We start from the raw sequence: 21,262 nt of genomic DNA, 5'->3' as shown, positions 1-21,262 counted from the left end.
GTAGACAAGTACAAATTCCGCAACGTCGGTCCGATTTCCTGTCGATGGAAAGGAAGGAGTCATCTGGAGTCGGGAGAGTGGCGTCTGGGCATCAGCGCGGCGCTGGTTCCTTTTTCTTGTACAGCAACAGTGGCTCCGCCAAAAAGCATAGGGAAAAGCATCTTGACAGATTCCGGCACAAACACAATAGTAAAAAGGAATCATCTTGTGCGCTACAGGAGGGACGGGAAAAGCATATGCAGCAATCTTCCACTTTTGAAGGACTCGTGAAAGAAAAATTCAACGGGCTGTCAGCCGCCCAAAAGAAAGTGGCTGCTCATTTGCTGCAGCATTTGGATCAGGCGGCTTTCAATACGGTTGTCCAAATCGCCCGCGAGGCAGAAGTCAGCGAAACGACCGTGATCCGGTTGTCGTACGCGCTCGGATTCAGCGGCTTTACCGAGATGCAGGCGAGAATCCAGCAGCAGATCGTGCTCGGTGCAAGCTCGGCTGCTGCCAACCGGCTGCAAAAACCGCAATCGTCCGGCGAGGAGCAATTATTCCGACACGCGATGGAGAATGAGATCGCCGTCATGCAGCATAACCTCGCGCAGTTGAACGATGGGCAGCTGTGGCACACGGTTGAGCTGCTCAGCGAGGCCGACCATGTGCTCGTCATCGGCCATCGCGCCTCCCATGCGGCGGCCAACTGGTTGGCGTTCACGCTCGGGATGATTCGGGAAAATGTGCATTTGTGCCCCGCAGGCGGAAATGCGCTGGAAAAGCTCCCATGCATGAATGAAAAATCGGTAGCCGTCGTCATTTCTTTCCCCCGCTACTCGAAGGACTCCTACAAGATCGCAGAGGCGGCCAAAATGTTGGGCAGCCGGCTGATTGCGATCACCGATCGTCTGCTTTCGCCAGTCAGCCGCATCAGCGACATCACATTGGTTACGGAGCTGAATGTCGACGGCGATACGGGCAATAGTTCGATGGCGGCTGTGCAAACGATGCTGCATTTGCTTTGCCTCGGCATCGGAGCGCGCAATCGGGACGCGCTGCAAGCCCGCCAGGAACGCATGGAGCACATTTACAGCAGTCAAGATGTGTTCATCGAATAGCGCGGAAGCTTGAGCGGAATCGTTCTTTTTCAATGCACCCCAAAAAAAAACAGCCGCTTCCGGTAAGCGGCTGTCCCCCGTTTCCCACAATCCTTTATCGGTTCACTTCCAGCAGCACTTTTCCCAAGCTTTGTCGGCTCTCGACCAGTTGGTGGGCTTGCGCCGCTTCAGCAAGCGAAAACACCCGGCCGATTTTCATGGCAAGACGACCATCGGCCAAAAATGGCAGGACGTGATCGGCTGCGCTTTTGAGCAGGTGCGGACGTTGTTTGCGCGTCGTGCCCAGGCTGAAACCAAGGACGGAGCGGCAACTCGCATGCAAATCCTTCGTTTTGATGTGCCCCACTTCGCCGCCAGCGTTGCCAAAGTGGACCAACCGACCGTAATGGGCGAGGCAGTCGAGGCTTTGCTCGGTCACCCAGCCTGCGATCGAGTCGAGAATCACGTCGGCGCCGCGGCCGTCTGTCAGCTCATTGACTTGACTGGCAAACGAGCCGTCCTGATAGCAAATGACGTGATCAGCCCCTGCCTCCAATGCAGTGGCAATCTTTTGTTCGCTTCCGACGGTGCCGATTACTTTGCCGGCACCGAGCAATTTGGCCAGCTGGATCGCGGTTGTGCCGACGCCGCCTGCAGCCGCATGGATCAGGACGGTTTCACCGGCTTCAAGCCGCCCGACATCCGCCAACAGCTTGTACGACGTGAACGATACGATCGGGCACGCAGCCGCTGTGGCGAAATCGACTTCGTCCGGCAGCGGGAAGGTGAGCGCCTCATCCGCTGCAAGATACTCCGAATAGGAGCCTGCCTTCGCAAAGGCAATCACCCGTTGGCCGACCTGCAGATGCGCTACGTCACGGCCGACCGCTTCGATGACGCCGGCAGCATCGAGTCCCGGGATAAAAGGCGGCTTGGTTGCGCCGTGATAATTTCCATACCGTGATTTGATATCGGCAAAATTGACGCTGGTCGCCGCAACGCGGATCAATACTTGATTCGGGGCGACCACCGGCAAATCGACATCCATGACTTTCATAACCTCTGGACCACCAAAATCTGTGACAACGACTGCTTTCATCTTGTGCGCCTCCCATCCGATACTTGCAACCATTGCTATTTTCGCCGTTTGACAAAAAAATCCTTTGATCAATCAAACGCCTTGAAAATCGGGCCGTAGCAAGCCGACGATTTCGCAAGTGCGAACGGGAAACGGGAATAGACGAACAGCACTGGCTAGAGGTACACTAGGGAAAAAGTGGTGGAATGGGTGGATGGGCATGACGGAGCAACCACAAACGATTTTGGCGATTTCAGGAAGCTTGCGGGCGCGATCGGGGCAAAGGGAACAGGTTCGTGAAAACGAAAACAGGATGACCCTTGGCAAGTGAGGATCATCCTGTTTTCGTTTGACTCATTCAGCCGATTACGCGCGAACGACGCTTTCAAACTTGCCTTTGTGTGCTCCATTGCAGAATGGCTTGTTTGCAGACAAGCCGCATCGACAGAGATACAGTTGCGCTTTTCCTTCGAGCTTGTTCCCTTCTCCATCCAGCAAAGTCGTCTCGCCTGTTACGAGCAGCGGCCCATTGTCCAGCACTTTGATTTCGGACATGATCGTCACCTCCTGACTATTCCTATCCTTTCCAGAACGGGCCGATTCTAAAGGGAAGACACCAAGAAAAAAGCACGCCAACAGGCGCGCCAAGGCATGTGGCATGCGATATTACTCAGGGAGAGGGATGGGGAGTTCCATCCGGCGGCTTCCATCTTTTGCGCTCGATTCAAACAAAATCAGCATCAGGGTGGAATTCGGCGTGGCTTTTTTGACGGTCAGCGTGAAGCTGAAATCGCCCCATTCCGGTGCGCCGGCAGATGCGGTTGCAGACCCTTTTGCAAGTTCGTTATGTCCATCTTCAACGGAATAATTCAACACGGCTTCAAACACTTTCGCTTTTCCTTTTACTTCAAACGTGTCCGCTTTCACTTTTTTGACCGTCACATCTTTGAAAATGTCGTTATGATACGCTTGCTCCTCCGGCTTCTCGGGAGAGCTGTTTGCTGGCTGCTGCGGGGCTGGCGTCTCGGGTGTAGTCGCTGCCGGTACGGCTGGCGTTTCTGCCGGTTTTTCCGGCTGTACAGGGGCAGCCGGCTGCGATTGTTCCGGCGCAGGAGCGCAGCCTTGAAGCAGACCGCCGAGCAAAAGAAGGGTGACAAAAAGCTTTTTCATGGTGTACCTCCCGTTTCGAAAAGTCGTTGTTGGTTATGAGACGGACGCAGGCTTTGGTTTGTTACGTGTTTTTTAAAGGCGATGGCTGATTGCGAAAAGAAGGAGGCAAACAGATGCAGCGTTTTTTGATCGGGCAGTACGGCGGTTTCGATGCTAAAAAGCAGCAACGTGATTTTCGCGATGGATTTTGGGGCGTGGAAGCCTGTATGTTTCACTCTGATAAGGATGCAAAACTTCTCGCGGAAGAAGCGGAGCGCGGCGGTTTTTCCGTCGGTGTGCATTACCCGTTTCGCCAGCGGGACCACGGGTTTCGGCGCGACGCACTTTTCCTGTCCCCCGATCTTCACGTGCGGCATGCAGCGATGGCCCAGGTTGAGCAGGAACTTGCGGAGCTTTCCATGATAAAGCCGCGATATGTATTATTTCATTACCCCAAGCCGGTAATTTTGGACGATCGGGTAAACTGGGAGCAGTGGCGTTTTGCCGATCCGTCGGAATTCATCAGCGAACGGGCGATGAGCATTTCAGCATTTCAGCGTGGGACGGAGCAGCTATTCCGATGGTTGTCCGAAAAAGGGCGGCACTACCAGTTTACACCTGTACTGGAATTTGATGCATTGAATCGATACATCTACGAGGACCGCTTTTTGGAGGATTTGCTGACGGCGTATCCAGCGATTAAACTATGTTTGGATACGGGCCGGTTGTTCATGCAAGAGCTAATCGATCCGTATTTTCAAGCTGAGCCTGTTTTACGGCGCTATGCGAAATACTCGTACCTTGTCCATCTGTGGACGGTAAACCGGTTTGATCCGGTCGGCAGCTATCACCATCCCGCATTGCCGAGCTGTGATCCGGCCGCAGGTTGGGCGCCGATCGAACGATTTATGCGCATCATCGGTAATGAAAACCCGCAGGTACACGTGCTGTTCGAGCATCGGTCGGACCGGATCACCGAGCGAGAACTGGATGCTTGCTATGCGTGGTGCGACTCATTGTTGTCCTGAAACGCCCAATCGATGAGATCAGCTAAAATCGCGCCAGGTGAAATCGACGCTCAAAATCCCCACAGGCCGTTCGCGGACTTGCCGATCCGTTTTTGTTGCGAGCTGCGGCATCCGAAAGCAAACCATCTCTTTATAATAGCCGAACATGCGGCACACCTCCGGCCGCACCGCATGAATGCCGCATCGGTCATGATCCACGTCATAAAACAGGCACGTGCCGAAAAAGCGCTGCTGGTTCGCAAGCGCCGTACGCTTTTTTTGCGGCATGGCTTTGATGCTTTTTTTGATTTTTTTCAATTCCGTTTCGGTCACAGGAACAGGTCCGCAGCAGAGACCTCTGCATCCCTCGCAAGGTAATTGTTCCATTTCGGTTTCCTCCCGCCTCGTGCGTGTTCTAGTCGAAATATGTCTATCATAAAAAGAAGAGGGATTTTTGTAAATAGAAAATTATTTTATAATAACACAAATATAAAATTTTGTCAACGATTTATTTCGCGAAAATGTTCTCCTGATTGTCACAGCGAACCGTACTGTTTTTTCATTCGCTGCAAGCGGGCAAGTCTACCGTCGCACTGACAAGCATAAGATGAAACACTACCTCCTCTCGAACCTCTCGCTTGCGAGCGGTTTTTTTTCTGTGTAAGCTTGTAGGGGATCGAGACAACGATGATGAGGAGAAGATTGCATGATGGGAAGAAAACGAGCCGTGGCTGCGGCCGCGTATGCGGGCGTATTTTTGCTGCTGGCTGCGTGCGGCAGTCCGGCTAACCCGCAGACGTCGCCGGCATCTGCCAAGCAGACCGAGGCGCCAGCGGCACAGGCTGAACAAGCGGGCGAAACGAATCGAATCAAAGCGTCTGTGGTACAAGTGATCGATGGCGACACGATCAAGGTGAAGCTCAACGGCAAGGAAGAAACGGTTCGCTTTCTGCTGGTTGACACGCCGGAAACCCATCACCCGAAGCTCGGTGAGCAGCCTTTTGGAAAGGAAGCGAGCGACTTCACGAAAGCGCTTCTGACGGATAAAACCGTCGAGCTGGAGCAGGATGTATCCCCGGGACCGGACAAATACGGCCGTTATCTGTATTACATCTATATCGATGGCAAGTCGGTGCAAGAGATGCTGCTTGAAAAAGGGCTTGCCCGCGTCGCTTATATTTATGTGCCGAATGTGAAGTATGTCGACCGGTACCGGGCCATCCAGGAAAAAGCGCAGCAGGCAGGAGTCGGCATCTGGTCGGTCGAAAACTATGCCCGTGAAGACGGCTATCATCCCGAGGCGGTCGGCGAGGCAGGGAAGCAGGGCAAAAAGGAATCGAAGAATCCCAATGTAACGAGTCCGTCAAAGCAAGCGGTTCCCCCATCCGGAGCGAAACAAACGTCGGTTTATTATGCAAGCTGCAAGGAAGCCCGTGCCGCCGGAGCAGCTCCGTTACACAAAGGGGAGCCTGGCTATCGCCCTGAAATGGATGGCGACAAAGACGGGATTGCCTGCGAATAACACTTGAATGGGAAGAGGAGAGAGCGAGAATGGAAACGATTTATTGCTTGGTGCCGGAAACGTATTGGGCGAACTACGCGGACAAAGCGGAGTATGTTTCACGTACCTATGAGGCGGAAGGATTTATCCATGCGACGAAAGGCGACGAGCTTTTGGTGAAGGTAGCCAACCGGGTCTACCCTGCGTTTGCCGAAGGATTGCTCGTTTTGGAAATCGATGAGAGCAAGATCAAAGCGAAACTGCTGTATGAAGAGGCTTCCGATGGACTGATGTATCCGCACATTTATGGTCCGCTCAACACGGATGCGATCGTCGCCGTGCGCAGAATGACGCGTGCAGCAGGTTCCTGGCAGCTTGGCGAGCGTTTGTAACCACTTTTTTCTTGTACAAACCGTATAACGACCGCTACAATAAAACCTAACGACATACGAATTCGTTTTGGTGATGGCGCATGCCATTGAAAAGGGAAAGTGGTGCAAATCCACTGCAGTCCCCGCTACTGTAAGCACGGACGTTTTTTTCGACGAAAGGGTCACTGGCAAAAGATGCCGGGAAGACGGAAAAAAACGGAGAATGTGCAAGCCAGGAGACCTGCCAAACGAATCGATTTCGCCACTTTTGCGGGTATGGACAAAAGGGGGAGGCACGTAACGGTTGCAATGCCCTCTTTTCACATGTGGAAAAGAGGGTTTTTTTCGGTGCGGATGCCCCGCCATCCGTTTCGATAACTTGCTCCTGCAGTTGCGCCGTGTTGCCTCATGAAAAAAGGAGAGAAGATGATGAGCAGTATCGCAGTTCGTTCAAGAAAGTCCGTTGTATGGGCACTCGTGGCAGGCTTGGTCTTGACCGCAGGGCTGACAGCAAAGCCGGTTCAGGTGCAAGCCGCATCCGACGAGCAGAAAAAAGTATCGACCGCGATGAAAAAGGCGGTCAACTATTATTACAAGCGCGATCGTTCGTACAAGTTCGACGGTTTTGACTGGGAGCTGGTTGCGCTCACGGAAGCGGGGGAGAAGCTGACCAACCGCAAATGGCTGACGAAGCAAAACCAGTCGGCAATCGATGCGATCGTGCCGGCGGCGCTCAAGGCGAAAGGAGCCGGGGAAATCGCCAAATACGCGATTGCGCTGATGAAGAATGGGTACGACCCAACAAATGTCAACGGTGTCAACCTGCTCCAGGAAATCGCCGACCTGCAGGAGAAATCCGGGAAAATGGGTGACGATACATACACGATCGCCAATCATGTTTATTCCATGATCGCGCTGGAAATGTACGACTACGATTATGACCGCGATGCAGCGGTGGCCTTTTTGCTGGATCATTATGACGATTACGAAAACGACAAAAACAAAAGCAAATTCGACGAGCTTGGATTTGCCTTGAGCGCGCTGCCGCTCGTGGACGATGAAGCGGGTGTGAAGCAGGCGGAAAAAGAGATTATCGCGGAGCTGGAAGCCGGGCAGGACAAAACAGACGGATCGTACTACGACGGTTTCGCCGGCGGCAGTCCGGATACGACGAGCCAGGTGCTGATCGGCCTGTCTGCTGCGGGCGAGGATGTGCTCGAAGGCCCGTGGGTCAAATCCGTCGACTATTTGCTCGCCAAACAGGTGAAAAACGGCGGTTTTGAAGCGTCCTGGACACCGGGTGAAGCGAATCCGTACACAACCAAATTCGCGCTGCTCGCGCTCGCCTCGGCGAATAACGGCGACAGCGCCTACCAGCGTCTGTCCGATCAGGACAAAGAAGCGCTGCAAGCGTATGTGCCAACGATCGATTTGAGCGGCAAAGTGGAAGTGTACGCCGGCCTGGAAAGCTTGCAAAAGGGCACGCAAACGAAGCCGTCCGGAAATGCGTTCACCGTCAATGCCGGCCAGGTACTGGTGCGCACCAACGTTGCGGATGTGGCGAAAGAAGGCAAGCCGGTGGCTGTGCTCGTACAGGTGCAAAAAGACAAAAAAGTGGTGCAGCTTGTGACGGTCGAGGCGGACGGTGCGGCGAAGCAGCTGACGGCAGGATTCAGCCTGGACAAAGGTACGTATACGGTCCAGCTCAACTATTGGTACGGCTTGTCCACCCAGCCTGAAACGGCGAAAGATCCGGTCACGTTCCAACTCGTGGTGAAATAGATGAGAAGCAGAATATGGAGAAAAGCATGGTCCGGTATGCTGGCAGCCTTTCTTTGTCTCGGCGCAGGCATACCGGCGCAAGCGGCGCCCGCACAAACAGCGGAGGCAGCCATTTCGGCCATGCAAACATCGGATACCATCGCGGTCAGCGGGCATACAAGCAGTGATGATGCCCGCCCGGTCCCCTTGCTCATTACCGATTCCCAAGGCCAAATCATTTACGCGCAAGAGGTGGCAGGTGGCGGCAAATCGTTTTCGCTTGAGCTTGGCGCTCCCGACTGGACCGCGACCGGTACGGCACATGCAACGTTGTATTCGACCCGACAAGCGACGGCTTCCTTCAGAATCGTGGAAGCGAAGCCGCCGGTAAAAACGAAGCTGGAGATCGTTACAGGCATCACCGGGGTAGACAAAGAAGTCATTTTGGCGCAAAAAACGGTTCACATGAAAGACGGCGCAAGCGCATACGATCTGCTCACATACATTTGTGGCGAAAACGATATTCCGTATGAAATCGTCGATGCGGATGGAGACGGACATGATGTCTATGTCAAAAGCATCAACAATCTCGCCGAGTTCGACAAAGGCGCCGGAAGCGGCTGGATTTACCTGGTCAACGGCGAGCAGCCGCCCATGCCGATCGACCGTTACAAGCTGGATAACAAGGACACCGTAACGTTTGTATACACGACCGATTTCGGCAACTCCGAGGGCGGCAGCACAGCGGCGGGCGAACTGACCTCGCTGTACCGGACGTCGGCCAGCGCAGAGATGGACAAGGCGATGTCCCAAATCGGTTTTGCCACAAAGCCGGAAGAGCTTGTCGACATTATCGACAGTTTATTGATTTCATTGGCGGAGAATCCAGCCGAAAAGCAAAAAGCGTATGTGCCCGATGTGGCATTGGTTTTGCAAGCCGCATACGAAAAAGCCGGCATGGTGAAAAAAGACGATCTGCAAACGAAGCCTGTCGGCGATACGCTTGCCGAGGAGCTTGCAGACTCCATGGCAAAACCGCTCTTGGCCGACCAGCGCGACGTTTTGGAAAGGCTAACGGAGCGTCTGGCCAACTGGACGCTGTACAAAGGTCTGCTCAATGAGCTAAAGCCGACGCTCGTCATCCCGATGAGCGATAAAGACAATTATCATACATGGCAATTGAGCATAACGCCGGATGCGTGGCAAACGGTACGCCGAGCAAACGCCAGAATCAGCGTGATGAAACCGGGCTGGCGCACGGATCTCGTGCCGTCCGGTGATGCAGGCGAGGAAGGAAAACAGCTGCAGTTCATTGCCAAACGGTATGACGATCACTTAGCGACGGCACAGCTGAGCACGCTTTCTGGCGACATCATCCCGCTTTCGGATTTGTACCGGGTGAGCTTGAACCCGGGGGCAGATGCCGCAATCGCGTTGAGATGGGAGAAAAATACGGCGGTTGACGGCGAATCGCTCCCGGTGCTCTTTTCACGCGCGAAGGACACCGATCCGTGGACCGTGCAGCCGATTTTGGTGAAAAACGACCCGCAAGATGTGACAGCCAGGCTGCGTGCGGGCGGGGATCTGTTTTTTGCATCCGTTCCTCTGGTTGCGTTTGACGATGTGGTGCAGCTGCCAGCCAGCTATCAATGGGCAAAGGAAGCGATCGGGAAGCTGGCCACAATCGGCGTGATTCATGGACGCAGCGAATCGCGGTTTGACTGGCATGCATGGTTGAAGCGTTCGGAGGCGCTGGCGCTTGTGGACCGCGTGATGCCGGACGGTCATACAGCGAATTTGCCCGCTTCGATTGGGGCGCCAGATCAGCCGATCAGCCGAGCGGAGTTTGCGTACGCACTGGCACAGGCTGCTGGGGAGAGCAAGGTAGGCAATAGGGCAGCTCCAAGCCCGATCCGCGATCAATCGTCCATCCCGGGTTGGGCGCAATCGTCCGTTACAGCGGTCGTCGAACGCGGCTGGATGAAGGGGCGAACCGATGGCCGCTTTGACCCGCTTGCCCCGTTGACACGTGCGGAAGCAGCGGCTGCGCTTTATCGCATGCTGCAGGAGTAAAGCAAGGGAAGAACGAAAGTAGGTGGCGAATTTTTTGCTGCCTACTTTTCCCGTTTTCGCGTGCAAATCGCTTGAGGGGACGCGTCATTTTTTAAACATCGGAAAGGGGAATGTCACAATGAACATGGCAGCAAGGATCATGCGTGCAGGCGCAGCAGGGGTGATGGCCGCATTGCTTGCATGGATGCCGCTGGCAGAAGCGGCTTCAAGCAAGGTCGAGCAGGCTGCAGCCAAAGCGGTGCAGGCTGTCGCCCATGCATACAAAAACAAAGGAACGGCGGCGATCGATGATTGGACGTTAATCGCGCTGTCACTTTTGGGCGAGGATGTGCAAACCTCCGAGTGGGGCGGTTCGATCCGCTGGCAAACCGAGCTGCACAACCGATTGGAATCGCTCGATTTGCGCAAAACAACGGATTATGCCCGTTTTGCGATGGCGGTAAGCGCTTCAGGGGAAGACCCGTCCCAATTCGGCGGCGTCAATCTGATCGCTCGCCTTCAGCACGTCCAGCTCGCCAACGGCAAGTTTGCCGACAGCATGGATGGCACCGGACAAAGCCTGATCAATGCCCATGTGTGGAGCATCATCGCACTGTATGCGGCAGGCGAGCAAATCCCGCGCGCCAAGCAAGCGAAAGCGTGGCTCGTGTCCAAACAGCTTCCGGACGGCGGCTTCCAGTTTGCCACCGAGGGCAAGACAGGCGGCATCGACATGACGGCGATGACACTGATTGCTTTCAAGGCGTTGGGGATGAGCAAAGAGGAGCAGCCGGTGAAAAAAGCGCTCGCCTTTTTGCGTACGCAGCAAAAAGACGGCGGGGGCTATGCCGATGGCGGGGTAGCCAACGTCGAATCCGTGGCAACCGTCATCTCCGCGTTGATCGCATGGGGCGAAAATCCGGAGAGCTGGAAAAAAGGAACAGGCAGTACGGTCGATAATCTGCTTTCGTACCAAAAGGCAGATGGCACGTTCAGCCATACGAAAGGCGGTCCTTCCAATCAAATCGCCACCGCGCAGGCGATGCTCGGCATCTCGGATGTGAAACGCGGCGGGCCGTACGTAATCAAGCTGCGCGAATCGGCGGGCCAACGAAAAGTCGCGCATTTGTACGATTTGGACCGTTCGCACTGGGCATTTGGCGAAATCAGCTATTTGGTGAAAAACGGCTATCTACAAGGGGTGACGGCGACCCGGATGAGTCCGGACCAGCAGGTGACGCGCGCGCAGTTCGCCGTATTGCTGCTGCGAGCGATCGGCGAGGGTCCGGTCGCGCAGCCGCAGGGCAAATTCGCGGATGTACCGCAGTCAGGATGGGCCGCACCGTACGTCGAAAAAGCGGCGGCACTCGGCTTGATGCAAGGAAGCGGCTCCTTGTTCCGTCCTGACCAAGGCATCACCCAGGAAGAAATGGCGTCGATTGCGGCACGCATCGCGACCAAATACAAATGGACCAAAACATACAGCGGCGCTGGTACGGTCCCGGTCGATTGGGCCCGTGTGAGCAGCTGGGCGGTGCAGGACGTCAAAGTGCTGCAAAAACAAAAGCTGCTGGGTGCGACCGCTTCCAGGCAATTCGTACCAAAAGCAGCGGTGACGCGGGCCGAGGCTGCAGCGCTGCTGTACCGTTTGCTCGCAGTCAGGTAAGGAGTGAAAAGGATGAAACGGAAAGAATGGTTGCTGCTCATCCTGGTGGTGGTTGTGCTGGGGGCAGCGGCAGCGGGCATGATGTGGTACCGCGGGGCGCATGCACCGCAAAACACACCGGCGGCAGCACCGAGCACGGAACCGGAACTGCCGCCTGGCACGCCCTCTGCCACATTGGTGATCACCCGCGATTACGGCACAGAGCAGCTGATGAAACGGGCCGTTCCCATTTCGCAAGGCGACACGGTCATGGACGTGTTAAAGCGCGCGGGCGGCGATGTCAAGACGACGTATAACGGCAGCTTCGTCGAATCCATCAACGGGCTCGCATCGGCGTATAAAGCAGGCGACAGCAAGAGCAAGCCGATCGACTGGTTTTTTTATGTGAACGGCGTCATGTCCGACATCGGTGCAGGCGAATATCCGGTTCGAACCGGCGATGTCATCACCTGGGACTACCACAGGTGGGCATTCGATACGAGTGCGCCTGCGCTTATCGGGGTGTATCCGCAGCCGTTTGTGCAGCGCGATGAAAAAACGAACAAGGCGATGTCACTCACCGTTATGTATGCGCCCGGGCTGCAGGAACAGGCGGATCAGCTCGCAAAAGCACTCACCGCCGTGCGCCAGGCGGAAACGAAAGCCGTCGCATGGAACGAGCAGCTTTTCACGGCAGGACAGCCGCTCATTGTGCTCGGCGAATCCAGGGCGTATGCAGACTCTGCCTTTTATCAAAAGCTGTGGGAGCAAAAAGCGATGTACGGCGTTTTCGCCCATTTCACCAAAAACGGGATTGAGGCGACCGACCTTGGCGGAAAGGTCGTCAAAACCGATGTCAAACCGGAAGCCGGTGCCATCGTCGCGACCGTTCATCCGGAAACGCGGAAGCCACTCTGGTTTGTCGGCGGCAACTCACCGGATGCGGTAGCGCGCATCGTGCAGACGATTGCCGCAGGGCAGACAGCCGATGCGCCTTGGGCAAACGCGTTTGGGCTTTTGCAGGACGCTCAGGAATCGCTCCGGCTTCCGCTCGCTTCTCCTGTGGGAGGAACCCCATGAATGTAGCGATGCTCACATTGGTTTTGCTCCTTTCCCTTTCCGCGATCTTGCTCCTTTTGTTTGAAAAGTCGCGGATGGACGAAAAGGTGATCGCGGTGACCGCCACGCTTGGCGCAGTCGCGGCCATTGCGCGCATTCCGTTCTCCGTGATCCCGAATGTGCAGCCAACGACCTTTTTGGTGATGCTCACCGGCTATGTGTTTGGGCTGCGGGTCGGATTTTTGACCGGCGTCATCGCTGCGGTTTTGTCCAACATGTATCTTGGGCAAGGGCCATGGACGATTTGGCAAATGTTTGCGTGGGGATTGTCGGGCGTATCCGGCGGCCTGCTCAGCCGCTTTTTTGAAAGCAAGGAAAGCCGCGGGGCAGGCCAACTGCTGGCGACGCGCGGAAGACGGTTTCTGTTTATCGCGGTCTGCACGATCTGGGGATTTTTGTTCGATTGGATCATGAACTTTTGGATGTTCATCGGGCTTGGTTTCTTGAGCTGGCAAAGCTTTGTCGCGCTGAATGTGAAAAGCCTCGCATTCGACATCGCCCATTCGGCTGGCAATTTCTTGTTTGCCAGCATGTTCGCAGTTGCTTTCGCGAAAATTTTCGTGCGCTATCACCAAAAGCTGATCGTCACCCGCCTGTTTGCCAAGGAGGGGAGCGGGTGAGCGTGCACAATCCGCCGATACGCTGGCAACAGCTTCATCCAGGCGCTATCGCCTTCTTTCTCTTTGTGCAAGGCATTTTGACCTTTGTGTGGGAGCATCCGTTCATGCTGATCGGCCAACTGCTGTTTTTACTCGGCTGGGCCAGGCGTGAGCGGGTTCTGCCTGCCATCATGCCGCTGTTTCGGATGCTTCTTGTGATGGCGCCGTTCTTTTTGCTCGTGAACGCCTTGTTCTCGACGAACGGAGTCACATTTTTGTGGAAAGGTCCGGTCGTCCCGTTGATCGGGCGGCTCGATTTCACACTCGAGGAGCTTGCGTACTCGTGCATGGGGCTGATCCGGCTGGCGATTTTGCTGACGCTCTCCGGGATGTTTCAGCAGTTTGTCGACCATGACCGTTTTTTGCTTTTGTTCGCCAAAGTGGCGCCTCGCTTTGTGCTCACTGCCGCACTGGCCATTCGCATGTTTCCCTTTCTGTTGGCGGAGTTTTCCCGAATCAAGGAAACGGCGTACCTGAGGGGGATACGCCCACGCGGCAAGGGAAAACGGGCGCAAATCCGCTTTTACCTGTTTTTGCTGCGCCCGCTGCTGTACCAGGCGCTGGAGGGCTCGTGGCAGTCGGCGGAAACGCTGTATGCGCGCGGCTTTGGCAGCGGACCGCGCAGCTCGTACAAAACCAAAACGATCGCCTCGCATGAAGCGCTCGGCATGATTGTCACCGGGATCGTGTTCGCGTTTGCGCTTTTCGGCAAATGGCTGGATTTTGGCCGGATCGACTATTACCCGCGCTTTGCGTTTCATGACCTGCTCGGGGACGCCTTGTTTGCGCTCCTGATGGTTGCAAGCTGGCTCGTGCCGCTCTATGTGTTGGGAAGGAGGGAGACAACATGAGCGTTAGCCTTTCGATCGAACATCTTTCATACCGCTATCCGCAAGCGGACGCAATGTCGCTTATCGATAGCAACGTGTCGGTCAACCAGGGGGAATTCGTGCTCTTGCTCGGCGCGAGCGGGAGCGGCAAGTCAACGTTTCTGCGAGCGATCAACGGCCTGGTGCCGCGCTTTTACGGTGGCAGCATCGCAGGCCGGATCACGTTGAACGGCCAGCCGTTAGAAGCGTTATCGCAGCGCGAGATTGTCCGCCGCACCGGTTTTTTGCAGCAAGATCCGGAGCGTCAGCTGTTGCTGCAGACGGTGGAGCGGGAGCTTGTATTCGGCCTGGAAAACTTGGCGGTCCCGCAAGCGGAGATGAACAGCCGGCTCGCCGAGATGAGCCAGCTGTTCGGCTTGAATGAACAAATCGGCAAAAAAACCGCTGACTTAAGCGGCGGGGAAAAGCAGCGCATCGCGCTTGCCAGCACGTTGGCGCCGTATCCCGGCCTGCTTTTGCTCGATGAGCCGACTTCCCAGCTCGACCCCGTCCACGCGGAAGAGGTGCTGCAGACGGTCAGGCGGTTGAATGAGGAATGGGGACTGACCGTTTTGATCAGCGAGCATCGGATCGAGCGATGCTTCCATCTGGCCGACCGCATCTTGCTGTTTGAAGCGGGGCGGATCGCGTTCAATGGAACGCCGGACGAATTCGTCAAGGAGACGCTATCGCACACAAATTGGCGGCTGTTTTTGCCGCCGGTCACCCGCCATCTGATCGAGCTTGGCATGGACGGCAACCTGCCGCTTACGGTCAAGGCGGCGCGCGCTTTGGTGTCAAAAGCACCGGAATATCACGGCCATCATGCCGCAAGCTCAAATCAACAGCAATCGGACGAAAACCAGCCGGTTCTTTACGAAGTACAGAAGATAAAAGCCGGGTATCCCGATCAGGAGGCTGTCCTTTCCGATCTGTCACTTACCATCCATGGCGGCGACCGAATCGCGCTGCTCGGGGAAAACGGCGCCGGCAAATCAACGCTGGCCAAGCTTTTGTGCGGAGCGATCCAGAAGCGTGCAGGCGAGATGAGCTGGGAGCAACAGCCGATTGGACAGGTCTTTTGGGAAGATTCCTGGAAACGGATCGGTTATTTGTCGCAAAATCCAAATGACTATTTCCTGCACGATACCGTCGAGGGGGAGATCGATTTCGCCTTGGCCCAGCTTTCCTTGACAGGGGAGGAACGGGAGCGGCAAAAAACGGATCTGCTCAATCGGTTAGGGCTGTTGGCCTATCGCAGTCGCCATCCACATGATTTGAGCGGCGGGGAAAAGCAGCGGCTGGCCTTGGCGCTGGTGGTGCCGGCGCGCCCAACGTTCCTCATCCTAGACGAGCCGACGCGTGGCCTCGATGCCGAGCAAAAAAAGACGCTCATCGAACTGCTGGCGGAGCTGGCGATCCCGGCTGTGATGATCATCACGCATGATGTGGAATTCGCCGCGCAGTTTGCGAATCGCGTGCTCATTTTGCATCGCGGCAAACTGGTGGCAGACGACGCTCCAGAGCGCGTGTTCCGCCGTTCGTTTGCGTACATGCCGCAGGTGTACAAACTGTATCGATCTGCAAATGGCGATACATAATTCCAGTTGTTTGGGCACAAGCTATGCGGGTATGGTGCAAATGAAACTGGGAGGTCTTACGAATGGCAAAGCCTGATGATCGTTCTGACAATGCGGCAAAACTGACCGAGATGAAGCACAACGCGGAGGAGAACATTCGCGAGACGAAAGCGTACTTGAATGAGTTCGCGGATGAGATTTCCGCAGAGGAGAAAGCGAATCTCGAGGCGAAAAACGCGCGCCGTGAAGAAAGCATTCAAGGCTTCACGGAAGAAATCAAGGACGAAACAAGCCAAAGCACCGCTGAATAGGTTCGGCCAAAAAACACCTGCCCGATTTTGTGATCGGCAGGTGTTTTTTATTGGGGGAGGGAGTCAAGCGAGCGGAATATAAATTTTCATCCGCATGGCGTGCGGATAGAGGGAGCGCATCACATCCGTCACTTCAAAATCCGGGCCATCCGCCCGCTCGTAATTGGCGGCAGGCAGCCACACGCCATAGATGTATCTCCGCGTATTTTGCACCAGCTCCACCGAGCCGTTAACGGTAAACACCGCATAGGTGCCTGCAGGAAGCTCCATGTTGATCAGACCATGCCCGAGCGGCTCGACGAACGTTTCCACTTCCTCGCCCACCAGAAAGGAAAAGCGGCCATCATCCTGAAACTCATACGAGATGCCGTACGAGATCGCGGGCGCTTTTCTGTGCGGGACGTGCAGATAGCGCTCGTTTGCGCCGAAATCGTGATAAAACTGCGGGATTTCGGAAAAATACCGCTCATCTGCGAGCGTGGTGTGATACGGAAAACCGGTAATCAACAGCCTGTCCATTCGATTGATCGCGGGTTTGTTCATCGCCAACTCGCCTGTCAAGCGGTCTTGAAAGGACAGGAAATCCATTTTGCCGGTCAGCGCGAGCGGGAGCGATTCCTTCCGGTACTTTGCCGGCGTTGTGCCGAACAAGCTCTCAAAAGCGCGCGTGAACGCTTCCTGCGAGCCGTATTGCGCACCGAGTGCGATTTCGAGGATGCTGGCGTCGGTTTCTTTCAGCTGCAGGGCCGCTTCCGTCAACCGTCTCTGCCGAATGTAGGCTTGTACGGAAAAACCGGTGATCGCCTGAAACAGGCGCTGAAAATGAAAAGGAGAAAAGCAAGCCGCTGCCGCGATTTCGGCAATCCCGCACTGATCTTGCAGATGGCCCTCGATAAAGTCTACAGCGTTTTGGATGCGTTGATAATAATCCATGGGAACTAGCGCCTCCGCGGTTGTTTTTTCCATCATTGTAGCGTATCTTCCTGCCGGTTTTTTGATTTTGTGTGCCGACTTTTGTGCCGGGCGGTGAAGAAATTGCATGTTGAGAGGGCCAAACCGTGCATCCGAACATGCTTTTCGGCGTAAAACATGATAAGCTTATAGGTGGCTTTCAAATTGATAGCCGGCAAGCTTATGTAAGAGAGAAAGGAAGCGGGTTTTCTATGAAAAGACCTGAAGAGACGCGCGTCTTTGTCGGGATGTCTGGCGGCGTCGATTCTTCTGTTTCGGCCTTGCTGCTCAAAGAGCAGGGCTATGATGTGATCGGCATCTTTATGAAAAACTGGGATGATACCGATGAATTCGGTCATTGCACGGCGGAAGAGGATTTCCAGGATGTGCGCCGCGTATGCGACCAGATCGGTATCCCTTACTATACCGTCAACTTTGAAAAAGAGTACATGGAGAAGGTATTCCAATACTTTTTGGAAGAGTACAAGGCAGGGCGCACGCCGAATCCGGACGTCATGTGCAACCGTGAGATCAAATTCGGCGAGCTGCTCAACAAAGTGATGAATCTGGGCGCAGATTATATCGCGACCGGCCATTATGCACGTGTCGAGCAAATCGACGGGGAGTACAAGCTGCTGCGCGGCGTGGATCAAAACAAAGACCAGACATACTTCCTCAATGTGCTGGGGCAGGAGCAGCTGGCCAAAACCATGTTCCCGATCGGGCACTTGCCCAAGCAGCAGGTGCGCGAAATTGCGGAGCGCGCTGGGCTTGCGACTGCGAAAAAGAAAGACAGCACCGGCATTTGCTTCATCGGCGAGAAAAATTTCCGCGAATTTTTGAGCAACTATTTGCCGGCGAAGCCAGGTGATATCGTCACCGTGGACGGCGAGGTCATCGGCCGTCATGACGGGTTGATGTACTATACGCTCGGCCAACGCCAAGGGCTTGGAATCGGGGGCGGCTTTGGCGACAACAACCAGCCGTGGTTCGTAGTCGACAAAGACTTGCCAACCAACCGGCTGATTGTGGGGCAGGGCTCCGACCATCCGCGCCTCTACTCAACCAGCTTGCTTGCCACCAACGTGTCATGGGTGAGCGATCGCCCGAAAGAACAAGTTTTCACCTGTACAGCGAAGTTCCGTTATCGCCAGCCCGATCAGGAGGTCACCGTACATCTGCGCGAAGATGCAACATGCGAAGTGATATTTGCCAAACCGCAAAAAGCAGTAACGCCGGGACAGGCCGTCGTCTTCTATCGTGGGGAAGAGTGCCTCGGCGGAGGTACGATCGATCAAGTGAAGGGATTGGGATAGTGTGAATGCAACGACCAAATCAAAGATTTTCGTAATCGGTCTGGTAACCTTCGCCGTGTTGGTCGGGTACACCGGCTTCATGGCCGTCCGAAACATCGAAGGCGTGCACAAGCAAGAGATCACCCGGGTCATCGGCGAACATGGCGGCGTCGTCAAATTGATTGAAGTCGTGGAAGCGGACACCAGTCCGTTCAAACAGGCGGGCAAAGGGAATAACGTCTACAAAATCACATATACAAAAAATGGAGGAACCAAGACGGCTTGGTACTGTGCCATCAATCATTCCTCCATCAAGCAAGAACCGGAAGCTTGGAAAATCGATGAGTAGCCTGCATGGGGAAGAGGGGGCGCACGAATAAATGACTGAGTTTGCAGGTCTGACCGTATTGGGACAATTGATCCACCGTTTCGAGCCGAAAGTGGAAGGTGCCGTCTTGACGATTTTGGCGCATGAACATCGCGACGAAATCACGAGCGCCCTGAAAAAAGGGTTGAATGCCGAGGTAAGCGTCCAGTACAGTTCAGGCGAATACACCAATCATCTGGCTGTGCTGAAGGTAGGCAGCCAAAAATATACGTTTGCGCGCGATTATCGTGAAACCTACATCAGCGAGATCGGATACAGCACATGCCGCATCACGCCTGGTTCGCACGGCGTGCTGGTGTACCATACAGACTACCCCGGCGTCATTTCCGATGTATCCCGCATTTTGGCGGCAAGCCAAATCAATATCTCCAAATTGAATGTGTCACGCGAACAAAAAGGGAAAATGGCCCTGCTCATTTCAGTGACGGACGAAGAGATTCCGGGGCCTGTACTGGCGGAGCTTGAGCGATTGCCGCAAGTCACCCGCGTTGTGTCGTTGCAATAACCAGCAGAGGACCGGCGATTGCCGGTCTTTTTATTGTATAATGAAAACCCCCAGTTCGACTGGGGGTTCCAGAAAGCTTATAGCTATAAGTGGTGATCCTTTGAACTCGATGATACCATGAGAACTGGTCTGCCAACCGCTCACATGAAATCAAGGAGGACAAAGGATGGACAACAGCAGTTTAGCACACACAAAATGGAACTGCAAATACCATATTGTATTTGCTCCAAAATACCGTAGACAAGTAATTTACGGCAAACTAAAACGAGAAATAGGAAAAATCCTTCGGGAACTATGTGAACGAAAAGGAGTAGAAATTGTTGAAGCGGAGGCCTGCGTGGATCATATCCACATGCTGGTAAGCATCCCTCCCAAACTAAGTGTGTCGGAATTCATGGGCTATTTAAAGGGGAAAAGCTCACTTATGATTTTTGATAAGTTTGCAAACATGAAGTATCGATACGGAAGCCGACAATTTTGGTGCAGAGGATACTATGTGGACACGGTAGGTCGAAACAAAAAAGTGATTGAAGAATACATTCGAAACCAAATGGTGGAGGACAAGAATTATGAACAATTAACGATGAAAGAGATGATTGACCCGTTTACGGGTGAGTCGGTAAAAAAGGGCAGGTAAAGTAGCCCTTTTAAGGGCCAGCCTGTGGTAGCACGCGGTTGGCAGACTTTCAGTGCGCCTTGGAGGCGCCCGCTTGCAACATGCCCTTATAGGGCTAATGGAAGCCACCGGCTAAGCCGGTGGTTATGACTTTGCTGCACGTTGCCTCGCCGTCGTTCTCCCCTGTACAAAATAAATTTGCGCCATGTGCTGTCAAAAGGTATGATGATTCCAGAATCTGCAAACGCTTGTGTTCACCCTCGATCGTTGGAAGAAAGCGAGGAATTCACGATGAACTTGCGCAGCGCATGGTGTGCGATGATGGTAGCCGCATTGCTGCTTACGGCTTGCACGAACCAAGATACCAAGCAACCCGGTACGCCTGCGAATGGGGCGGTACCAGCAATTCCGGCCGCATCGAACACGGCAAAGGAAACGAGCATTCCGGCAAAAGGCATCATCCGTGCGGAACCGGAGCAGCTCTTTACAGGCGCAGAGAAAAAGTACCAGCCTTTCGTCGGCTCGATGTCAGGCGGCGTGAGATTCACCTATACAGGGAACAAAAATACGCTCAGCGTGGATGTCGAGCTGTGGGAGAACGGGAGAAAAAAACAAACGCTCGTCACCACTGAAACACCTTTGAATCGTCAGGGGGAGACGGCGAAAGACACGTATGACAGCGAGCTGATTGCTGCCGTAACTGAGGTAAGCGCTGAAGGCGACCATCCGCGCTACGAAATCAAATTCGCCCTCACCGATGAAAATGGTACGGTGTCCAATCGATTTTCCGCAGAAAAGCGCCCCTCATTCCAGCTTTCGAGCCTGATGGCGCTGCAAGGCCCTGCAGAAGCTGGCGAGGACACAGGCCTTTGCGTTTGGGGATTCCAGGCAACAGATGAGCATAGCCTAAGCTCGACCGGCTCGATTGAGGAAGATGCGAGAAAAGCAAAATACGCGATCGTCTTTCGGATCGTAGTCAAAGATTGATGAGGGATGGAGAAGTTTTGTGATCAAGGAACTCACCTATGACCAGCTGGAGGAAATGCGCGCTTTCCAGCAGGCCTCTTTTGCGCTTTTCGTGTATACGCCGCTTTGCGGCACGTGCAAGGCGACGGAGCGGATGCTTCATGTCGTCATGGAAATGCTGCCCGGCGCAGCGCTGTTCAAATGCAACATCAATGTGATGCCGCAGCTGGCGTCGCGGTGGCGAATCGAGAGCGTTCCCTGCCTGATGGTTTTTCGGCAAGGGGAGTTGAGCAAGCAGGAATATGCCATGAAATCCGTGATTGACTTGATGGCGCTCTTGTCGTGATAGACACCCATTCT

Annotated in this window: 23 protein-coding genes and 1 riboswitch; of the genes, 18 read left to right on the top strand and 5 right to left on the bottom strand. The window is 54.6% G+C overall.

Features of this window, described 5'->3' with window-relative positions; genetic code table 11:
* The first annotated feature begins 236 nt into the window (after positions 1-236).
* Complete coding sequence (locus ACTID9_RS15820) at positions 237-1,100, top strand: MurR/RpiR family transcriptional regulator (protein ID WP_441065440.1); 864 nt, start codon at positions 237-239, stop codon at positions 1,098-1,100.
* 94 nt (positions 1,101-1,194) lie between these two features.
* Here the strand turns inward: ACTID9_RS15820 and ACTID9_RS15815 are convergent, their stop codons facing one another.
* From ACTID9_RS15815 to ACTID9_RS15805, 3 genes are all read right to left on the bottom strand, one after another.
* Positions 1,195-2,178: a quinone oxidoreductase family protein gene (locus tag ACTID9_RS15815; protein ID WP_441065438.1), complete on the bottom strand. Its 984-nt coding sequence runs from the start codon at positions 2,176-2,178 to the stop codon at positions 1,195-1,197.
* 345 nt (positions 2,179-2,523) lie between these two features.
* Positions 2,524-2,712, bottom strand: coding sequence for a CDGSH iron-sulfur domain-containing protein (locus tag ACTID9_RS15810; RefSeq protein WP_441065436.1), 189 nt, complete (start codon positions 2,710-2,712; stop codon positions 2,524-2,526).
* Between the two features lie 111 nt (positions 2,713-2,823).
* A complete protein-coding gene (locus ACTID9_RS15805) occupies positions 2,824-3,327 on the bottom strand; it encodes a Gmad2 immunoglobulin-like domain-containing protein (RefSeq protein ID WP_441065434.1) in 504 nt (167 codons plus the stop codon).
* A gap of 113 nt (positions 3,328-3,440) precedes the next feature.
* On the opposite strand from ACTID9_RS15805, the gene ACTID9_RS15800 reads away from it, so the two are divergent.
* Positions 3,441-4,334, top strand: coding sequence for a sugar phosphate isomerase/epimerase (locus ACTID9_RS15800; protein WP_441065432.1), 894 nt, complete (start codon positions 3,441-3,443; stop codon positions 4,332-4,334).
* Between the two features lie 18 nt (positions 4,335-4,352).
* Here ACTID9_RS15800 and ACTID9_RS15795 read toward each other — a convergent pair whose 3' ends face one another.
* Entirely contained in the window at positions 4,353-4,700 is a 348-nt protein-coding gene (locus ACTID9_RS15795; RefSeq protein ID WP_441065431.1) for a YkgJ family cysteine cluster protein, read from the bottom strand.
* 319 nt (positions 4,701-5,019) lie between these two features.
* Here ACTID9_RS15795 and ACTID9_RS15790 point away from each other — a divergent pair, with 319 nt between their 5' ends.
* The 10 genes from ACTID9_RS15790 (at position 5,020) to tlp (ending at position 16,181) form a co-directional block, all read left to right on the top strand.
* On the top strand, positions 5,020-5,835 hold the full coding sequence (locus tag ACTID9_RS15790; protein ID WP_441065429.1) for a thermonuclease family protein: 816 nt from the start codon (positions 5,020-5,022) through the stop codon (positions 5,833-5,835).
* A 29-nt stretch (positions 5,836-5,864) separates the two neighbouring features.
* Positions 5,865-6,206 (top strand): DUF952 domain-containing protein, encoded by a 342-nt coding sequence (locus ACTID9_RS15785; protein WP_441065427.1) that lies wholly within the window; start codon positions 5,865-5,867, stop codon positions 6,204-6,206.
* Positions 6,207-6,256: 50 nt separating this feature from the next.
* A riboswitch (cobalamin riboswitch) is annotated at positions 6,257-6,448 on the top strand.
* A gap of 166 nt (positions 6,449-6,614) precedes the next feature.
* Positions 6,615-7,967, top strand: a complete 1,353-nt coding sequence (locus ACTID9_RS15780) for a hypothetical protein (protein WP_441065425.1) — start codon at positions 6,615-6,617, stop codon at positions 7,965-7,967.
* A complete protein-coding gene (locus tag ACTID9_RS15775; RefSeq protein ID WP_441065423.1) occupies positions 7,968-10,019 on the top strand; it encodes an S-layer homology domain-containing protein in 2,052 nt (683 codons plus the stop codon).
* Positions 10,020-10,137: 118 nt separating this feature from the next.
* A complete protein-coding gene (locus ACTID9_RS15770; RefSeq protein ID WP_441065421.1) occupies positions 10,138-11,664 on the top strand; it encodes an S-layer homology domain-containing protein in 1,527 nt (508 codons plus the stop codon).
* 12 nt (positions 11,665-11,676) lie between these two features.
* Entirely contained in the window at positions 11,677-12,723 is a 1,047-nt protein-coding gene (locus ACTID9_RS15765) for a DUF4430 domain-containing protein (protein ID WP_441065419.1), read from the top strand.
* Positions 12,720-13,382, top strand: a complete 663-nt coding sequence (locus ACTID9_RS15760; RefSeq protein ID WP_441065417.1) for an ECF transporter S component — start codon at positions 12,720-12,722, stop codon at positions 13,380-13,382. The genes ACTID9_RS15765 and ACTID9_RS15760 overlap by 4 nt, the downstream gene beginning before the upstream one ends.
* Entirely contained in the window at positions 13,379-14,272 is an 894-nt protein-coding gene (locus ACTID9_RS15755) for an energy-coupling factor transporter transmembrane component T (RefSeq protein ID WP_441065415.1), read from the top strand. Before ACTID9_RS15760 ends, ACTID9_RS15755 begins: the two co-directional genes overlap by 4 nt.
* Positions 14,269-15,891, top strand: a complete 1,623-nt coding sequence (locus tag ACTID9_RS15750; RefSeq protein ID WP_441065413.1) for an ABC transporter ATP-binding protein — start codon at positions 14,269-14,271, stop codon at positions 15,889-15,891. Before ACTID9_RS15755 ends, ACTID9_RS15750 begins: the two co-directional genes overlap by 4 nt.
* 62 nt (positions 15,892-15,953) lie before the next feature.
* On the top strand, positions 15,954-16,181 hold the full coding sequence (tlp, locus tag ACTID9_RS15745) for a small acid-soluble spore protein Tlp (RefSeq protein ID WP_441065411.1): 228 nt from the start codon (positions 15,954-15,956) through the stop codon (positions 16,179-16,181).
* A gap of 63 nt (positions 16,182-16,244) precedes the next feature.
* Here the strand turns inward: tlp and ACTID9_RS15740 are convergent, their stop codons facing one another.
* Positions 16,245-17,114 carry an AraC family transcriptional regulator gene (locus tag ACTID9_RS15740; RefSeq protein WP_441065409.1) on the bottom strand — a complete coding sequence of 290 codons (870 nt, stop codon included), beginning with the start codon at positions 17,112-17,114 and terminating at the stop codon, positions 16,245-16,247.
* A 230-nt stretch (positions 17,115-17,344) separates the two neighbouring features.
* On the opposite strand from ACTID9_RS15740, the gene mnmA reads away from it, so the two are divergent.
* From mnmA to ACTID9_RS15710, 6 genes are all read left to right on the top strand, one after another.
* Entirely contained in the window at positions 17,345-18,448 is a 1,104-nt protein-coding gene (gene mnmA, locus ACTID9_RS15735; protein ID WP_441065407.1) for a tRNA 2-thiouridine(34) synthase MnmA, read from the top strand.
* Between the two features lies 1 nt (position 18,449).
* The gene (locus ACTID9_RS15730) at positions 18,450-18,776 is read left to right on the top strand and encodes a hypothetical protein (RefSeq protein ID WP_441065405.1); all 327 of its coding nucleotides are present in this window, start codon (positions 18,450-18,452) and stop codon (positions 18,774-18,776) included.
* A 31-nt stretch (positions 18,777-18,807) separates the two neighbouring features.
* Positions 18,808-19,320 (top strand): ACT domain-containing protein, encoded by a 513-nt coding sequence (locus ACTID9_RS15725; protein WP_441065403.1) that lies wholly within the window; start codon positions 18,808-18,810, stop codon positions 19,318-19,320.
* Between the two features lie 166 nt (positions 19,321-19,486).
* Complete coding sequence (tnpA, locus tag ACTID9_RS15720; RefSeq protein WP_441065058.1) at positions 19,487-19,957, top strand: IS200/IS605 family transposase; 471 nt, start codon at positions 19,487-19,489, stop codon at positions 19,955-19,957.
* Positions 19,958-20,227: 270 nt separating this feature from the next.
* A complete protein-coding gene (locus ACTID9_RS15715) occupies positions 20,228-20,923 on the top strand; it encodes a hypothetical protein (RefSeq protein WP_441065401.1) in 696 nt (231 codons plus the stop codon).
* Between the two features lie 19 nt (positions 20,924-20,942).
* A complete protein-coding gene (locus ACTID9_RS15710; protein WP_441065399.1) occupies positions 20,943-21,248 on the top strand; it encodes a thioredoxin family protein in 306 nt (101 codons plus the stop codon).
* The last annotated feature ends 14 nt before the right edge of the window (positions 21,249-21,262 follow it).

Origin of the sequence: Brevibacillus fluminis, assembly GCF_052072235.1 — a bacterium.
Taxonomy (GTDB): Bacteria; Bacillota; Bacilli; order Brevibacillales; family Brevibacillaceae; genus Brevibacillus_D; species Brevibacillus_D fluminis_A.
Note: the sequence above shows the minus strand (reverse complement) of the source record. Positions and strands in the feature narration are given on the sequence as shown.